Origin of the sequence: Acetobacterium malicum subsp. dehalogenans DSM 11527 (assembly GCF_000472665.1) — a bacterium.
Lineage (GTDB): Bacteria > Bacillota > Clostridia > Eubacteriales > Eubacteriaceae > Acetobacterium > Acetobacterium malicum.
The window spans coordinates 1-15,289 of record NZ_AXAC01000042.1 but is presented as its reverse complement, the minus strand read 5'-3'; the positions used below and the strand labels follow the sequence as shown (position 1 = coordinate 15,289).

Genomic DNA, 15,289 nt, shown 5'->3' with positions numbered 1-15,289 from the left:
GAATCAGTTAGCGTTAAAGCGTGATGAAAGGTAGGATAATTTAATGACAAATAAAAAAGTAAAAGTCGGATTGGCGACATTGGCAGTGGCTGGTGCCGGCGCAACCGCAATGGTGGTAAAAAATAAGCTGAAAAAAAATAGTGAGAAGAAGCAAATTTCCCAAGATTCCAATTACCGAAACACCGAACGTGGTAAACATGAAAAAAACAGCAAGGGGATCTATTACACTAATGGTAACTACGAAGCTTTTGCAACCCCCCGAAAACCGGAAGGGGTCGATGAAAAAAACGCCTATATTGTCGGTAGTGGCTTAGCGGCACTGGCAACGGCCTGTTTTCTTGTTCGGGATGGACAAATGCCGGGCTCTCATATTCATATTCTGGAGGCGATGGACATCGCTGGTGGTGCCTGTGATGGAATTGAAGATCCGACCAGAGGATATGTGATGCGGGGGGGCCGGGAAATGGAAAACCATTTTGAGTGTCTGTGGGACCTGTTTCGCAGTATACCGTCGCTTGAAATACCGGGAGCCTCGGTGTTGGATGAATTTTATTGGTTAAACAAAGAAGATCCTAATTATTCATTGTGCCGTGCCACCAGAAATCAGGGCGTTGATGCACAGACAGATGGGAAATTCAACTTAAGTCAGAAGGGCTGCATGGAAATCATGAAACTCTTCATGACAAAGGATGAAGATTTATATGACAAAACCATTGAGGATGTATTTGATGAAGAGGTGTTCGATTCCACGTTCTGGCTTTACTGGCGAACGATGTTTGCCTTTGAGAACTGGCACAGTGCGCTGGAGATGAAACTGTATTTTCAACGATTTATTCATCACATTGGTGGATTACCGGATTTTAGCGCTTTGAAATTTACAAAATTCAACCAATATGAATCATTAATTCTACCAATGCAGAAATATCTGGAAGCAGCCGGCGTTAAATTTGAATTCCACACCGAAGTAACCAATGTCATCTTTGAGATCGCTGAAAATAAAAAGGTCGCCAAAGCAATTGAATATAACGTAAACGGGGTTGAGAAAGGGCTGGTGCTGACAGAAAATGATCTGGTATTTGTGACAAACGGAAGCTGTACCGAAGGAACAATTTACGGCGACCAGAATCATGCGCCAAACGGGGATGCCGAAGTGAGAACCAGTGGCAGCTGGAGCCTGTGGAAAAACATCGCCCAGCAGGATCCGGCGTTTGGACATCCGGAAAAGTTCTGCTCCGATATCAAGAAAACAAATTGGGAGTCAGCAACGATCACAACCTTAGACGATAAAATAATACCATATCTCACTAATATCTGTAAGAGAGATCCCAAAAGCGGTAAAGTTGTAACCGGTGGGATTGTAAGCTGTGTGGATTCGTCATGGCTGCTCAGCTGGACCATTAACAGACAAGGACAGTTTAAGGAACAGGATAAAAACAAAGTGTGTGTATGGGTCTATGGCCTATTCTCAGATGTACCGGGCGATTACATAAAAAAACCAATGAAAGATTGTACCGGTAAAGAAATTACTAAAGAATGGTTGTATCATTTGGGTGTGCCGGTCAATCAAATTGATGAATTATCTGAAAATAGTGCCATCTGTGTGCCAACTATGATGCCTTATATTACCGCCTTTTTTATGCCAAGAACCAAAGGGGACCGACCGGATGTTATTCCGGAAGGCTGCGTTAATTTTGCTTTTCTCGGTCAGTTTGCCGAAACCCCCAGAGATACCGTCTTTACAACCGAGTATTCAGTGAGAACCGCAATGGAATCGGTATATGGGCTGCTTGGTGTTGATAGAGGTGTGCCGGAAGTTTGGGGGAGTGTCTATGATATCAGAGAGCTGCTTGACAGCAGTGTTAAACTGATGGATGGAAAATCACCATTGGAAATTGAACTACCGGGCCCTCTGAATCTGATAAAAAAACCAATCATTCATTTTATAAAAGGAACCGTGATTGAAAAAATACTAAAAGACCATGATGTTTTAAAAGACGAGATGCTTTAAGTTCCGGCAAGAATAAAAAACGTGGAGATGGATGTAAAAAAAATAGCCAGCAAAGACCCTGTAACCAGATGGAGCAGGGTCTTTATTAACATTTTAGGGATATTTAAGGTAGCGTAAGGGAGATGCCTTTGATCCCCCTTGTTAGATGACAATAAATAAAAAACAGATCGTTGCGGCAGATATTTTATGATAAAATCATCGCAGTGAATAAAGAACAAGAAGCTGGTCTGAGGAGGCGCACCTTTTTTGTCAAGTTGGCATTTAACGTAGCGGTTGGTCTGCTCACAAGGAGCTTAGATAGCGGCCCAGCCATCCGATTGACCTTGAAAACGGGAGGAAATGAATATGAATATGTATGAATATGAAAAGAAAATGCCGGCTTTATTATTAACCTCAAGCATGGTTGTTTCGGTAGCACTGTTAAGCGCCGGATGTGTGACGAAGATCGCCGCCTCAGCGACCGATGATACGGAGGGGGCGCCCGTTTTATGGGCGGCTGGTGAGACTAGAGACAAGATCGTTGTGATCAGTGATCTCCATCTTGGCATTAATGACAACTATACCGAGACCCTGGCAAACCGTCCGCTACTGATTGAGTTTTTGCAGCGGCTACAAAGCACGAGTGATGTGCGGGAGCTTGTGATCGCCGGTGATTTTCTCGATGAGTGGTATTTGCCGGTCGATTATCCCAGCTACACCGATGAAAAACAGTTTTATCAGGATGTCATTGCCACCAATCAGGACGTCATCGATGCGCTCAACAAGGTGATCCAAAGCGGTATCAAGTTGGTTTATGTCCCCGGCAATCATGATATGTTACTTGAGGCTGATGTGTTGCAGAAAGCGATCCCCAACATCGTTCAGGCTCGGGATGCAAAAGGACTTGGCGCCTATTACACAGGAGACCGTAATGAGATTGTGATTGAGCACGGTCATCGTTATGATGTCTTTTCGGCACCGGATACGGTTACCAATGCCCAGCTCTGCGGTAATGATCAGACCATTTTACCGGCCGGCTATTTCTACGCCCGCTATGCCGCCACCTGGGTGTTAGAGGGGCGGCCAGCAGTTGCCAAGGATCTGCCGGTGGTGACGGCGGTGCCGGATAAGGATGATACTGATCAGTATGGTGCCTATCTTTATTATGACCTGCTTAAAAATATCTCCACCCGGATGACGCCGAATGAGAGTCTAGATCAGAAGATTTTTGATATGCATATCGCCGGTTTTAATGATGCCTATAGTTATCTAGACTTCTACCCGGCCCAGCAGGCGGACGGAACGATTTCGGCATCGGTACTGTTTAAGAATATTCAGCGCACCTGGGCGCAGCGACAGAGTCGTAATGAGATCAAGGTTCCCAATAACTTCAGTGAAGCGGTTGCCGGTGCGCTGGACTGGGAATACTACTTCGGTCAGGCTAAAACCCAGTATCTGGAAAATTCGAACGAAAATGTGGACGTGGTGCTGTTTGGTCATACCCATGTGCCGATTTATCAGGATCAGGGCAATGGGCAATATTACCTGAACACCGGTACCTGGGTTGATCACAATACCGATTATCCCGAGGCGACTCGCACCTTTGCGGTGATTACCACCGGCAAAAAAGATACCACCGCCCTTTACAGCTATGGCGAAGACGGTACGGTTAGTGATATTAGCGCTAGTGTCAGCAAGAATGCTGAATAAAGAACGTTGCTGTTCTTATGCAAATGGATCAATTTTTTGAGGAATGCAGCCGTAATTTGCTCGGCTGCTGCTACATCACAATCGACAACAAGGCTTAAATAAAAAAACAGATTATTGAACCGCTGTTTTGTGGTAAAATCAGCTCATCGATAAAGATCAACTGCGATCAAAAAAGGAAGGTAGAACCATCATGTTTGTTGATAAGCAAGCAGTACTGGAGTTGCTGGATGATGCTAAAATTTCTTATCAGTGGGTTGAACACGAAGCGGTATATACCATTGATGATGCGAATCACTTAGCCCCAATTCCACAGACTCTTTTTTTTATCACGTCATATCATCCCGCAGGGCATCAATGATATTTTCCTTTTTGATCTTGCTAACAGCATACAGCATGGTAATGAAAACCACAAAGAGTACGCTGAACACGCTGATGGCCATACTAATCCAGGGGAACACAAAATCGATCGTGTCCGTCCCGCCGAGAACCATCCCTTTGTAAATCAGCCAGGAAGCGATGGCCGCGATGGGAAGCCTGAAAAGCAAGGCCCTCAGGCCATAAAAGGCACACTCAAAATTCATCATCTTTTGGAAATCGCGGTCGGACATCCCGACCGAACGGAGCATCGCAAGTTCCCGCCGGCGTAGCTTGATATTGGTAGAAATCGTATTGAACACATTGGCTACGGCAATCAGCGAAATCATCATGATAAACGTATACGCGAAGACGTTGGTAATGAAGATGTAATTGCGGCTCTCATCAAGCATTTTATAGGTATTGTAGAGGGTGTAATCGGCGGTAATTCCGGCACCCAGAATCATCCTTTCCATTTCAGCCGTCGACTGGGTGGGCTGCTCTGAGCGAAAGGTCAAGCCCTTAATAGCCACATCAGAATCAGCGGTTTCGAACTGCGCTTTGAGTGAATAGGGGGCCATTACCGTAAAAAAGAACGAATTGTCCGACCCGGTGTTTCCTGGGACCGGTAGTGTATCTGGCGGTACCGTCTCAACAAAGGTGACGCTGACGTTTTGCCCCAGTTCCGTCGTCGGTTCGCCATTTGTTGCGGGAGCAATGGTAAGATTCAGCGAAGCACGTGCAAATAGATCATTAAGCTGATCAACCTCTGCCATCTGATTGTCTGGGTTTGGCATTTTGGCGACGGCGATCAGTTTCGCATTTGGCCCGGTATAGTCCGCGGTCGGTAAGCCCAAGCCGTTTAGCAGATTCAGATAGGTATTGTCATCAAGAAACAGGAGGTCCATGGGCAGATTAACCGTTTCATCCGGCGCCGGTGAAGCCACATTTAACCGGTAATCATCGGAAAGATCGCTTGCTTTGGCAGCGCATGAATATTTCATCAGCGCTTGATAGGAGCTTTCATAAACACCGGCGGTGGTTTTTAGTTTGTCGTAAAGCGACAGCATGTCGCGATCGTCCATGTCTACGGTGGCAAAGCCGATGTCATAGGTCGTAAAGGTGACTGACCGCTCGGCCGCCTGTTTCATATCCGTTACAAAAGCATTGGCCGAGATGAACAGCACGACGCTTAAAACAAGTGACAGGACAATGCTGCGATAGCCTTTCTGGTTGCGTTTAAAATTCTTTAGTGCCAGGGTTCCCTCTAAACCGTAAAGTCGCTGGGCCAGTTTTGAGGTTTTCACGGCTTGGGATTCAATTTTGATCGCGTTGGTTTGGCGAAGACTCTCCATCACAGGCGTATTGGCAGCCTTCCGGGCTGGGATATAGGCCGAAATCAGAATTGTAACCAAGCTAACCGCCGCTGCAACGACAATGACGGGCATCGACACGGTCAAGGTTAACGGGACATTACTGTACATGACGTTGCCGAAATTTCCGGCGACAACGGAAATCACCAGGCGGATACTGCCGATACCAACCAAAACGCCAATCGGGATGCCGATCGCACCGATGCAAAGCCCCTCAAACAGCACCGAATTGCGCAGTTGCTTGGCGGTGGCACCCACCGACGAAAGCATGCCGAACTGCCGGGTGCGTTCGTTCAATGAGATGTTGAAGGCGTTATAAATCAGAAAGATCGAGCCGATCATGATGATGGTGACCAAAATGCCGCCCACCGCATACAAAAATAGGTTAAACACGTTATCGTCCGAAAGACCCATAAAGCGCAGGACATTATCGTTAAGGACGTAAGTCCCGGCTCCGGCAGTATTGCTGGCATAATTCTGGACACTGCGGGGGTTTGTCAGTGTGACAAAGAGGTTGAAACGATCCGCCTGGTCTAGGGCATCGGCTTTGGTTATCAAGGTATATCCTGGTGCGGTCGATTCTTCAAATCCGGGCCGTTGGTAGAGGCCGACAACTGTGTAAGTTCGCTGGTCTTGGGGTACCAGCGTTTCGCCCCCGGCGTAAGGGTCGTGCTGCCCGAGAGTCGCGTTGCCACTGATGCGGTTGCCGACAGCCAGGGAAAGGGTATCACCGACCGCAAATTTAACGCCGCCGTTGGCAGCGACGCTTGCCGAAACGAGAATTTCCCCGCTGTTTTCCGGCAGCCGGCCGGAAATCAGGTTGATGGGCAAATCATTAAAAGTTTTCTCGTTGAATCCGGCGATAAAAAGATACGGTTTGTCCGGATTTTTACCGCCGTCAAGGGTGGCGTAGCCGATATTTTCAAAGGCCGTGGTGTTAGCGACACTCGCGTCGTGGCTCCGTTCCTGGATGAAAGTTGCCGGGACGTCGACAAACTCAACGTGCCAATTGCCGTATTTCTGGGCCGCGCCGTTGGTCAGATAGGAAAGCAGCGAAACGCCAAAGGTGGCGACGGCTGTGATCATGGCGGCGGATAGAATAACACCGATAATCGTGACGATCGTTCGGGTGCGGCTTTTGATCATACTTTGTAGGGTGATTTTGGAGAATATGTTCATGGCCGCACCCGTTCGTCGCGGACGACTTGGCCATCTGAGATGCCAATAATGCGGTCGGCTTGCAGGGCGATGTTTTCGTCATGGGTGACGAGGAGCAGCGTCTGATGATATTTTTGATTGCTTAATTTCAGCAGTTTGATAATTTCATGGCCATTCCGGCTGTCCAAACTGCCTGTCGGTTCGTCGGCCAGCATCAGTGCGGGGGCATTCATCAACGCCCGTCCGATCGAAACCCGCTGTTGCTGACCGCCCGAAAGTTGATTGGGTAAATGGGTTTGGCGGTCTTTAAGCCCCAGCAGTTCGAGCAGGTCATTCAGCCGTTCGGCATTGACCTTGCGCTTGTCCATCAGGATCGGCAGAGTGATATTTTCGACTACATTCAGGGTCGGAATGAGGTTGTGAAACTGGTAGATCAGGCCAACCTGTCGCCGTCGGAAAATGGCCAGCTTTTCATTGTTTTGGGCATAGACATCCTGGCCGTCTAAAAACACCTTGCCGCTGGTTGGTACGTCCACACCGCCGATGATGTGAAGAAGTGTCGATTTACCCGATCCGGAGGAACCGATGATCGCGGTAAACTCGCCCTTTTTAATCGTTAGAGAAACATGATCCAGGGCGGTAACCTGGTTTTCACCCTTGCCGTAGACCTTGCATAAATTTTCAATTTTTAAAAACTCCATTATGTGAGTCTCCTTTCTCATGGTTTACCCATATAATAGCAGTTTCAACTTACAACGTTGTGACTTTCCGGTGAGAGATCCGTCACTTTGAGAAACGAAGGGCAAAGATTGCGCCGCCCTGAGGGTGATTTTTGGCCGTAATCGTTCCGCTCTGACGGGTGATAATCATCTTGCAGAGCGCCAGACCAATCCCGTATCCGGTGGCGTTTTGGTTTTTGCCACGATAGAAGCGTTCAAACAGGCAGGGTAAATCTGCGGGGTCAAAACCAGTGCCGCTATCATGGATGGTTATCTCGGTAAACAGCGGGTTGTCCCGGCAGACAATCTCAATCTTCCCGTTTGCGCCAGTGCTGTTAATTCTCTCAATTCGATCAATGCTCTCCATGCAGTTTTTGAGGATATTTTGAAGCGCTTCTGAAAGCCAAGCGGAATCGCCCGCGATCATCAGCCCTTCTGGGGCATCTACTTGTACATCAATATTGTGCAGTTCGATGGGGATTAGAAGTGGGCGCAGCGCGACGTCGATTAAGTTGTTAACATCGATCGGCTCGCTTTGGAACACCACAATGCCAGCGTCCAGGCGGGATAGTTTTAGTAGCGAAGTCAGCAGCCAATCCATCTGCAGCAGCAATTCCTCGGCTTCCCGTAGAAAGGCTTGCCGCTCGTTTTTATCAGGGTTCTTCGCTAACAAGGACAAAATCAGATTTACGGATGTCAGCGGGGTGCGAAGTTGGTGGGCGATGTCGGCCAGCGCATCGGCCAGATGTTCTTTTTCTTTTTTCAGGGCGTCGTTTTGTTCCCGAATGCGCAGCGTCATTTTGGTTATCTCGCTGTGTAAAATGGAAAGCTCGCCCTCGTCCGCTTCACCAATATACAGGTTGTCAGCATTATGAAGCACCTGATCAATTTGATCTGAAATCCGCGCAAGACTTTGGTAACGGGCTTTGGTAAAGGTGAAAAACGCGGTGCCAAAGGCGGCAGCAGCAGCGCTGACAAGGATTCCCGCCGCCATATTGATGGCAAATCCCAGCATCATCGCGACGGCGGCGATTAAGGCGAACACAATGGCAAATAGCCGAAACTCACTATTCCGCAGCATACTCGCCCCCCAATCGATAGCCCGTCCCGCGAACAGTCAGAATGATTTGCGGGCTGGTGGGGTCGGTCTCAATCTTCTCCCGCAAGCGCTTGATATAAACGGTCAAGGTATTGTCGTTGACAAATTCGCCCGCCGCGTCCCACAATTCGTCAAGCAGCTGGCCCCTTGTGATAATATTATTAGGGTTGCTGATAAACACCAGCAGCAAGCGATATTCAAGTGCTGAGAGAAAAACCTCGTGGCCGTTTTTTTTCACCAGACCACTGGCCGTATCGACATGAAGACCGTGAAGTTCAAAAGCCGCTGGCGAACGCCCGCTTTTTCGCACGGCAGCACCAATCCGGGCAATTAATTCCCGGGGCCGAAATGGCTTGGTGATATAGTCGTCGGCGCCCATATTCAACCCGGTAACAACACTCGCCTCATCGCCGGAAGCGGTTAGAAAGATAACCGGAATATCCCCGGTTGCTTTGATTTCGGTGCAAACCGTAAAGCCATTACCGTCAGACAAAGAAATATCAACCAGCGCCAAGTCAAATTTATTCCCGGCAAGCGCAGCAAAAGCGTCAGCCTGGGACGGGGCGTAGGTGACGGTAAAACCCTCGGCACGGAGTAACAGGATCAGGTTTTTAGCAATAGTCTGATCGTCCTCAACTAAAAATATTCGTTTCATTTAGATTCACCATCCTTACTTTACTGCGCTTATATTGTATTTCTTTTGATGAGAATATTCAAGCACATGACAAGGGGAGGTTTCGCAGATTCTGCCGTCAAACGTCGGGAAATATGGTGAATGAGAGCTATGAGGTGACAGAAAAAACGGGAAAGTCAGGATTTTTGCATCGATCGACCCAGTGCCTTGATCGATGCTACACATTGACTGACTGAAGCGCCAATAAGCAAGAAGGTTTCATAGGTCGTCTGAGTATTGGCATCACAGGGGGCAAGTTCAATGACAACATCGGTATTCCCCTGGGAAAGTTTGGTGAGTTCGGTCACTAGCTTTTGTGTTTCATTTTGCTGATAGTTGGATATTTTTATCATCCGCCGTTCTTCCACGCGGCTGACCGAGGGCTTCTTTTTTGGAAAGCCCTGCCGTTTGAACACCTGAATCATTCAAAATGTTTATGTAAAAAACATGTAAGCTTCGTTCTTTTATTTTGAATTTAGTGAGCAAAGGATATCGTAAATAAACGTATTATGATAAAATCAGCTTAAAAGTTGCCAAATAAAAATGACGGGAGGAAGACTGATGGCTACAGTTGAGCGTTTTGTTAATGCCCAGGAAGAAAGTTATGGGCAGACACTAACGAAAATAAAAAGTGGTCAAAAGCGCAGCCATTGGATGTGGCATGTTTTTCCCCAGTTTAAAGGGCTGAGCCGGAGTGAAACGGCCCGATATTATGGAGGTACCGCAAATGTCAATTACGTTTTCGATTAAAAGTACGATCGATACCAGGCGATCAGCGCGCAGTTATCAAATGAAACCGGTTGATCAAGACGTCATGGGCGCAATCAAAAACTTTGCCAGGGCAATGCCGATTCCGTTTGATCATCATATAGCGATCCGATTCTTTCATGCCGATCCAACAAAAGTGCTCTATCCGTTTATGAAATCACCGCCGGATAACATTGAAGACGCCGGCAGAGCGATTTGGAAGATTTCAATAGCGTAACCTGAAGGCAGGCGAACGGTCAGAATGATTTGTGGCATTTCGCAAATGCTGAGCATTCAAAAAAGGAGGTTTGTTTCCATTGGAAACATCGTGATAATGATGAGTAACAATTCTGATTACATCGATTTACAATATGAATGATCATCGGCTCCCGCTTCCGACTGGTTACAATCAGCCGAAAACTGATGAATTACGAAAGGCCCATTTTAAAAATCTGTCATTACTTAAAAAGATAGCCTATCTATATGCCGTAGAACAAAAACATGACAAAAAAGAAATATCGGAGAAAATAAAAAAAATTACAGCTGATATTGTGTAACCTTTTTTATAAACAAGTATCTAAGATAATATAAAGCAATTTTAAACAGAATTGCTGAAATAATTATTTGGAGGATATCGATTATGAAAGAAAAAATTGTTGCACCATGTGGGATTGATTGCTTTAACTGTGAAATGTACGAGGATAATGTTACTGATCAATTTCAGAAAAGATTGTCAGAGTCAACGAAAATACCGAAAGAAAAAATAACCTGTAAAGGCTGTACGCAAGGTAATATATGTCTGCTTTTAAAAATGCAGGGGAAAAGTTGCAAAACACTTGATTGTGTTAAACAAAAGGGCGTTGACTATTGCTTCAATTGCGTTGACTTTCCGTGTAAATATCTGATGCCTCTGGCAGACGGAGCTGGAAAATTTCTCCAGAATATAAAATTGTATAACCTTTGCCTGATGAAAAAAATAGGCATCGACAACTGGGTTGAGCAGGCGGCAGATATAAGGCATATATATTTTACCCAAAAAATTGCAATTGGTGAGGGTGGAAGCGAGGAGTGATTAAGATAAAGCCAGCTGGGCAGGTGCAGTGAGGTAGTGAGCGAAGCATTGATGTCTGCTGCGCATAGTGAGAGTGTGGCATTTAGCCTGTCAGGGTAAAGTAGACAGGATCACATCGTCACAAACACAAATTGTAGTATTACAACTCTGCTCCATGATCCAGGCAGAAGAACAGAAAATAGAGTCCGTTACGTTGGTCTTCAATACATTGGAAAGTGATCGATCCAAAGCCCGTTTAAACGAGGAATAACTCAAAAAAATTAATTTCATTTTAATTTAATAATTAGAGCAATTCAATATTCATCGAGTTGGCTGTTATTTTTGTATATTTGTAAACTAACAGTATTATTATGAATATCAAACGTCTAATTCCACTATTATCGGCTTTTATTTTCTATAAGAGTTACGTTCTTTAGTAAAAATTGATAAAATACTAGATTTTATTAACGATTCATGATATATTTTAATCAAAGATAGCACCGAATTTTAGTTGCGGATAGTATTATAAATTAAAAGCGGGCTTGGATCTGATGTTATTTTTGGAATCGTTTACTAAGTGTTGATGATGAAGAGGAGAATTTCAATGAATTTGAGAGAAAACGTTATGGCAGTGTACCGCGGTGAACAGCCGGATTATTATGGAGATTTGATGGCCGCGGTAGAATTTATCCCTGATCCTTTATTTATTCAGGATGCTTTACTTCCTCAGGACGGCAAAGAATATATGGATTCCTGGGGAACGGTAAGGGTCTTCCTGCCGGGTGCACCTGGTCCCCATCCGCATATCACTCGGGACAATGTGGTCATCACGGATATTGAAAAATGGGAGGAACAACTGGTTGTTCCATCCATTGATAATCTGGACTGGACACCGGCCCGGGAAGTGGCGTCCCAAATTGATCGGAATGAAAAACTGGCCTGTTTCTTTTATCCCGGCGGCCTCTTTGAGCGCAGTCACTTTCTGCTGGGCATGGAAGATGCCCTGATGCATTATCTGGAGTATCCTGATGAAATGAAAGCTTTGCTGCGGGTGATTGCCGATCATAAGATGGCATACATTCGCAAAGTTGCGGCAGAAACCCAGCCGGACATCATCTTTTATCACGACGACTGGGGGACCAAACAAAATCTGTTTTTACCTCCAGGTGTATGGCGGGAAATTATCAAACCGCTGCAGAAAGAAATTGCCGACACTATTCATGAATGTGGCATGATCTATATGCATCACGCTGATTGCATCCTGGAGCCAATCGTAACCGATCTCGTTGAGATCGGCGTCGATATCTGGCAGGGCGTTATTGCTCAGAACGATATTGTAAAAATCCAGGCGATCACCGAAGGAAAATTGGCGATGATTGGTGGCATTGACGGTCCGAAGATCGATGTGGAAAACATTACCGAAGAAAAAATTCGGGAAGAAGTGCGCCGCGCGGTGGATACTTACTGTCCTGGCGGGCGTTTCTATCCGTCCATTCCTAACGGCATCTGCTTCCGTGAATGGAACAATGCTATTTTCATGGACGAGCTGTCAAAATATGGCCGGGAATATGCACAAAAGAACCCCATCGCCTAGTATTTATCGGGCGGGGCAGACTAAACCAAATTAGACGCCAACAATAAGAAAATCAGTGAATATTAAAAAAGTTCGAACCGTTAGTTCCCGGTTCGAACTTTTTTGTGTGTGATAAAGAGATGTTGGGGTGCTTGTGGTCACAATATCCTCAAGTCATGGATGATTTACTGATCCTTTTTGACGGCTAAAATAGTATAGATTGCATCACTGATTTTAGTCTTCTTAACCAGTTCAAAGCCAACTAGCGACAAGGTCTTTTCGAGATCCTCGGAGCCAATCCGAATGGACATTGGCGGTCCTTCTACGATCAAGTCATCCTTTTCATATTCTAGACATAACAAGTGTCCTCCTGCTTTTAGTACCTCAAATATAGTTGAAAGTGCTTTTGGCGGTGAACTTACTTCGTGGAGTATCAAAGATGCCATAACAAAATCAACGCTGTTAGTTTTAATGCTTAAGTTCTCAATATAATCTTGAATCAGTTCAATATTAGTAAGTTTTTTTTCTTTTGCCTTATCTTTGATGACGCTGAGCATACGTCGATCAGGGTCCATAGCGTACACTTTGCCGACGGTGCTTTCGGCCATTGGAATGGTAAAAAAACCGGAGCCGGCCCCGACATCGAGTAAAGTATGATTTTTTTGAATGGGCATTTGGCTAATTAGTGTTTCGGGTGGGATGAGCAGCTTCCTTTGGTTGCTGTCTAAAACGGCAATTTTGTTTAAAAATTTTTGATCGTGTTGGTTGCAATGATGATCGTGATTCATAATAAGACCTCCTATAAAATATAATACGGACTGTAATTATCTATGATTATATCAAAAAAATGAGCAGTTATTACTGCCGTTGTTTCGAACTCATTTTTCAGACAATGTCATAAATGCGTTTTTCTTTGAGATGATTCACCATCTTCTCTTCGGCTTCTCTCATAACCCTTTCTATTTGACAAGCTTGATTCTCGTCCATTTCGCAAGTGAACAGCGCTCCGCTGCCTTCAATGGCTTGAATGACGTCGTAAAAACTTATTATAGTCTTTGGTTTCCGAAGACTATAACCGCCGTTTACTCCGGCTGCAGACTGAATGAGGTCAGCCTTGACTAATTGAGTTAATATCTTGGACATGTAGGTAGGGGATATATTCATGTGTCTAGCCAAAGGCTGCAGACTTAAATTGTCTTTGCCTTCATGTTTAACGAAATAGGCCATTATATGCAAAGCATAATTTGTTGCTTTCGTGTACTTCATCGTAATTCCTCCATAAAGATAATACGGACTGTATTTGTCTTTAATTATATCTGGTAGGTTTTGCAATGTCAATAAGAATTTTTAAGCATTAATGAGTTACCTGATTACCAGGACTTTAACAAGAAACAGCAAGACATAGGACCTGCAACATCTCTTTATCATGCGATGGTCTGATAATCGCCTAACAAGATGCTTTAGTCATATCCGCAAATAAATGATTGAATAGAACAATGATGAAAGCGGCAATTAATGAATTGAGAAAACCACCCATGTTGATAGTGGACACAAAATGGTCTGCAATCATAATCATCCAGGCATTTACAATGAAACTGAATAAGCCCAGGGTGAGAAGACTGAGGGGTAGAGTAATCAGTAGCAGAATCGGTTTTAACAATAAATTTACGCCCAATAACACCAACCCCATAATCAGCAGGGCCGAAATGCTGTCGATATGGATGCTGTAAAAAACGAGTGACAGCAAGTAAATCGTCGCAATGATCGATAGATATTTCATGAACAGTTTTTTCATTTTTACCTCCCAAAACAGTTTATCTGATTTTAATTAAAACCTTGACCTTGTCGGTGGTAACATCGACAAGGTCGTAGGGCTCGTCGCTGTTTAAAGATCGCAGCAGGATAATGATAGCAACAACGAGCTCTTTCACTAAATGGACTGAGACCCGGGAAGATGTATTCGGAGCAGGTGCTTTTGGAACAAAAAAACAGGCGACGACCAGAATGTCCAGAAAACTGTCCAGTAATTCTTCGAAAATATATAATGGGATCGGAAAGGGAATCATTAGGAACCGTTTATCCTCAAGCTGAAGCCGGATCCATAAGCTGCGAAAGCCCCTATTCGACATAGACCCGTACCTTAATCATGGTCTGACTGTTTTCATCCCAGGCTTCCACGTCAACAATGTTCGGTTCATCCAGGGTACCACTAATCACCTCTTCGACTATCTTGGCAAAATCGATACCGGAAAGATCAATTCCCTTTGATTCCATATCTTTTCTGGCATCAGGAGGAAGCACTGCCGTCATGCGATCGGCAATTTCGCCAATGGTCGTCAGCAGACGGATCGGGATATTGATATTGACATTGACAGTATTATTATCCGAGGTCACTTTAACTTTAAAGAATTTATAACCATGGTGGCCAGTTGTGGCAACCGTCTGAGTGGTGGCCACGTCGCTGGTCATCGTCAGAGCTTCCAGCAGTTCCATACCTTCGGAAGCTGTGATTTGCCCGCTTTCGATCATTTCCAATATTTTTTGTTGTTCGTTCATTGTCTATTCTCCCTCGTATAATAAATTTAAACACAAAGTGTTTAGTTAGTTTTTTAAATCACTTGGATATTGAACCCTATTCCTGGATAATAGAGATATGGAATAAGGATCTATCTGAATTAAGGCTGTATGCTCCTGTAGCATGACTACATTGAAAGACTGTCTCCCAGCCATCAGTTGTACTGCAAACTCACAAGCTGTATCGCTTGCCTTTCGTACTGAAGATTAGTAGCTTCGGGCAGCTTATGTTTGGCAAGCATCGAATACTCATATGCGAGGTTGTTGCCAT

General features: G+C 45.1%; 16 protein-coding genes. 6 read left to right on the top strand and 10 right to left on the bottom strand.

The features are described 5' to 3' along the window. Window positions 1-43 precede the first annotated feature (43 nt). Window positions 44-2,008: an oleate hydratase gene (locus A3KS_RS0114875; protein ID WP_026395579.1), complete on the top strand. Its 1,965-nt coding sequence runs from the start codon at window positions 44-46 to the stop codon at window positions 2,006-2,008. A gap of 345 nt (window positions 2,009-2,353) precedes the next feature. Beyond that, entirely contained in the window at window positions 2,354-3,697 is a 1,344-nt protein-coding gene (locus A3KS_RS21475) for a metallophosphoesterase (protein WP_242834777.1), read from the top strand. A 326-nt stretch (window positions 3,698-4,023) separates the two neighbouring features. On the opposite strand, the gene A3KS_RS0114860 is transcribed toward A3KS_RS21475, so the two are convergent. The 5 genes from A3KS_RS0114860 to A3KS_RS0114840 form a co-directional block, all read right to left on the bottom strand. After that, window positions 4,024-6,603 carry an ABC transporter permease gene (locus A3KS_RS0114860; protein WP_026395578.1) on the bottom strand — a complete coding sequence of 860 codons (2,580 nt, stop codon included), beginning with the start codon at window positions 6,601-6,603 and terminating at the stop codon, window positions 4,024-4,026. Next, window positions 6,600-7,283 (bottom strand): ABC transporter ATP-binding protein, encoded by a 684-nt coding sequence (locus A3KS_RS0114855; protein ID WP_026395577.1) that lies wholly within the window; start codon window positions 7,281-7,283, stop codon window positions 6,600-6,602. The genes A3KS_RS0114860 and A3KS_RS0114855 overlap by 4 nt, the downstream gene beginning before the upstream one ends. An 82-nt stretch (window positions 7,284-7,365) precedes the next feature. Continuing rightward, window positions 7,366-8,382 carry a sensor histidine kinase gene (locus A3KS_RS0114850; RefSeq protein WP_026395576.1) on the bottom strand — a complete coding sequence of 339 codons (1,017 nt, stop codon included), beginning with the start codon at window positions 8,380-8,382 and terminating at the stop codon, window positions 7,366-7,368. Next, window positions 8,369-9,055 carry a response regulator transcription factor gene (locus A3KS_RS0114845; protein ID WP_026395575.1) on the bottom strand — a complete coding sequence of 229 codons (687 nt, stop codon included), beginning with the start codon at window positions 9,053-9,055 and terminating at the stop codon, window positions 8,369-8,371. Before A3KS_RS0114845 ends, A3KS_RS0114850 begins: the two co-directional genes overlap by 14 nt. Window positions 9,056-9,210: 155 nt before the next feature. Continuing rightward, window positions 9,211-9,426, bottom strand: a complete 216-nt coding sequence (locus tag A3KS_RS0114840) for a hypothetical protein (RefSeq protein ID WP_169727709.1) — start codon at window positions 9,424-9,426, stop codon at window positions 9,211-9,213. A gap of 208 nt (window positions 9,427-9,634) precedes the next feature. On the opposite strand from A3KS_RS0114840, the gene A3KS_RS21470 reads away from it, so the two are divergent. From A3KS_RS21470 to A3KS_RS0114815, 4 genes are all read left to right on the top strand, one after another. Continuing rightward, window positions 9,635-9,823, top strand: coding sequence for a DUF1810 family protein (locus A3KS_RS21470; protein ID WP_035356445.1), 189 nt, complete (start codon window positions 9,635-9,637; stop codon window positions 9,821-9,823). Continuing rightward, window positions 9,801-10,058, top strand: a complete 258-nt coding sequence (locus A3KS_RS0114830) for a hypothetical protein (protein WP_026395573.1) — start codon at window positions 9,801-9,803, stop codon at window positions 10,056-10,058. The genes A3KS_RS21470 and A3KS_RS0114830 overlap by 23 nt, the downstream gene beginning before the upstream one ends. 402 nt (window positions 10,059-10,460) lie before the next feature. Beyond that, window positions 10,461-10,892: a DUF3795 domain-containing protein gene (locus tag A3KS_RS0114820; RefSeq protein ID WP_035356443.1), complete on the top strand. Its 432-nt coding sequence runs from the start codon at window positions 10,461-10,463 to the stop codon at window positions 10,890-10,892. A gap of 583 nt (window positions 10,893-11,475) precedes the next feature. Then, window positions 11,476-12,465, top strand: a complete 990-nt coding sequence (locus tag A3KS_RS0114815) for a uroporphyrinogen decarboxylase family protein (RefSeq protein WP_026395570.1) — start codon at window positions 11,476-11,478, stop codon at window positions 12,463-12,465. 164 nt (window positions 12,466-12,629) lie between these two features. Here the strand turns inward: A3KS_RS0114815 and A3KS_RS0114810 are convergent, their stop codons facing one another. From A3KS_RS0114810 to A3KS_RS0114790, 5 genes are all read right to left on the bottom strand, one after another. Next, a complete protein-coding gene (locus A3KS_RS0114810) occupies window positions 12,630-13,232 on the bottom strand; it encodes a class I SAM-dependent methyltransferase (RefSeq protein WP_026395569.1) in 603 nt (200 codons plus the stop codon). Window positions 13,233-13,329: 97 nt separating this feature from the next. After that, window positions 13,330-13,710, bottom strand: a complete 381-nt coding sequence (locus A3KS_RS0114805) for an RrF2 family transcriptional regulator (RefSeq protein WP_026395568.1) — start codon at window positions 13,708-13,710, stop codon at window positions 13,330-13,332. A 181-nt stretch (window positions 13,711-13,891) separates the two neighbouring features. Beyond that, window positions 13,892-14,239, bottom strand: coding sequence for a phage holin family protein (locus A3KS_RS0114800; protein ID WP_026395567.1), 348 nt, complete (start codon window positions 14,237-14,239; stop codon window positions 13,892-13,894). 19 nt (window positions 14,240-14,258) lie between these two features. Continuing rightward, window positions 14,259-14,573, bottom strand: a complete 315-nt coding sequence (locus A3KS_RS0114795) for a hypothetical protein (RefSeq protein ID WP_156913309.1) — start codon at window positions 14,571-14,573, stop codon at window positions 14,259-14,261. After that, window positions 14,563-15,000 (bottom strand): SHOCT-like domain-containing protein, encoded by a 438-nt coding sequence (locus A3KS_RS0114790; protein ID WP_026395565.1) that lies wholly within the window; start codon window positions 14,998-15,000, stop codon window positions 14,563-14,565. The genes A3KS_RS0114795 and A3KS_RS0114790 overlap by 11 nt, the downstream gene beginning before the upstream one ends. Window positions 15,001-15,289 lie beyond the last annotated feature (289 nt).

What these genes read in the sequence shown, in the direction of transcription:
- A3KS_RS0114875 (WP_026395579.1), top strand. Translation starts at nt 44, where the DNA reads ATGACAAATAAAAAAGTAAAAGTCGGATTGGCGACATTGGCAGTGGCT.
- A3KS_RS21475 (WP_242834777.1), top strand. Translation starts at nt 2,354, where the DNA reads ATGAATATGTATGAATATGAAAAGAAAATGCCGGCTTTATTATTAACC.
- A3KS_RS0114860 (WP_026395578.1), bottom strand. Translation starts at nt 6,603, where the DNA reads ATGAACATATTCTCCAAAATCACCCTACAAAGTATGATCAAAAGCCGC.
- A3KS_RS0114855 (WP_026395577.1), bottom strand. Translation starts at nt 7,283, where the DNA reads ATGGAGTTTTTAAAAATTGAAAATTTATGCAAGGTCTACGGCAAGGGT.
- A3KS_RS0114850 (WP_026395576.1), bottom strand. Translation starts at nt 8,382, where the DNA reads ATGCTGCGGAATAGTGAGTTTCGGCTATTTGCCATTGTGTTCGCCTTA.
- A3KS_RS0114845 (WP_026395575.1), bottom strand. Translation starts at nt 9,055, where the DNA reads ATGAAACGAATATTTTTAGTTGAGGACGATCAGACTATTGCTAAAAAC.
- A3KS_RS0114840 (WP_169727709.1), bottom strand. Translation starts at nt 9,426, where the DNA reads ATGATAAAAATATCCAACTATCAGCAAAATGAAACACAAAAGCTAGTG.
- A3KS_RS21470 (WP_035356445.1), top strand. Translation starts at nt 9,635, where the DNA reads ATGGCTACAGTTGAGCGTTTTGTTAATGCCCAGGAAGAAAGTTATGGG.
- A3KS_RS0114830 (WP_026395573.1), top strand. Translation starts at nt 9,801, where the DNA reads ATGTCAATTACGTTTTCGATTAAAAGTACGATCGATACCAGGCGATCA.
- A3KS_RS0114820 (WP_035356443.1), top strand. Translation starts at nt 10,461, where the DNA reads ATGAAAGAAAAAATTGTTGCACCATGTGGGATTGATTGCTTTAACTGT.
- A3KS_RS0114815 (WP_026395570.1), top strand. Translation starts at nt 11,476, where the DNA reads ATGAATTTGAGAGAAAACGTTATGGCAGTGTACCGCGGTGAACAGCCG.
- A3KS_RS0114810 (WP_026395569.1), bottom strand. Translation starts at nt 13,232, where the DNA reads ATGAATCACGATCATCATTGCAACCAACACGATCAAAAATTTTTAAAC.
- A3KS_RS0114805 (WP_026395568.1), bottom strand. Translation starts at nt 13,710, where the DNA reads ATGAAGTACACGAAAGCAACAAATTATGCTTTGCATATAATGGCCTAT.
- A3KS_RS0114800 (WP_026395567.1), bottom strand. Translation starts at nt 14,239, where the DNA reads ATGAAAAAACTGTTCATGAAATATCTATCGATCATTGCGACGATTTAC.
- A3KS_RS0114795 (WP_156913309.1), bottom strand. Translation starts at nt 14,573, where the DNA reads ATGTCGAATAGGGGCTTTCGCAGCTTATGGATCCGGCTTCAGCTTGAG.
- A3KS_RS0114790 (WP_026395565.1), bottom strand. Translation starts at nt 15,000, where the DNA reads ATGAACGAACAACAAAAAATATTGGAAATGATCGAAAGCGGGCAAATC.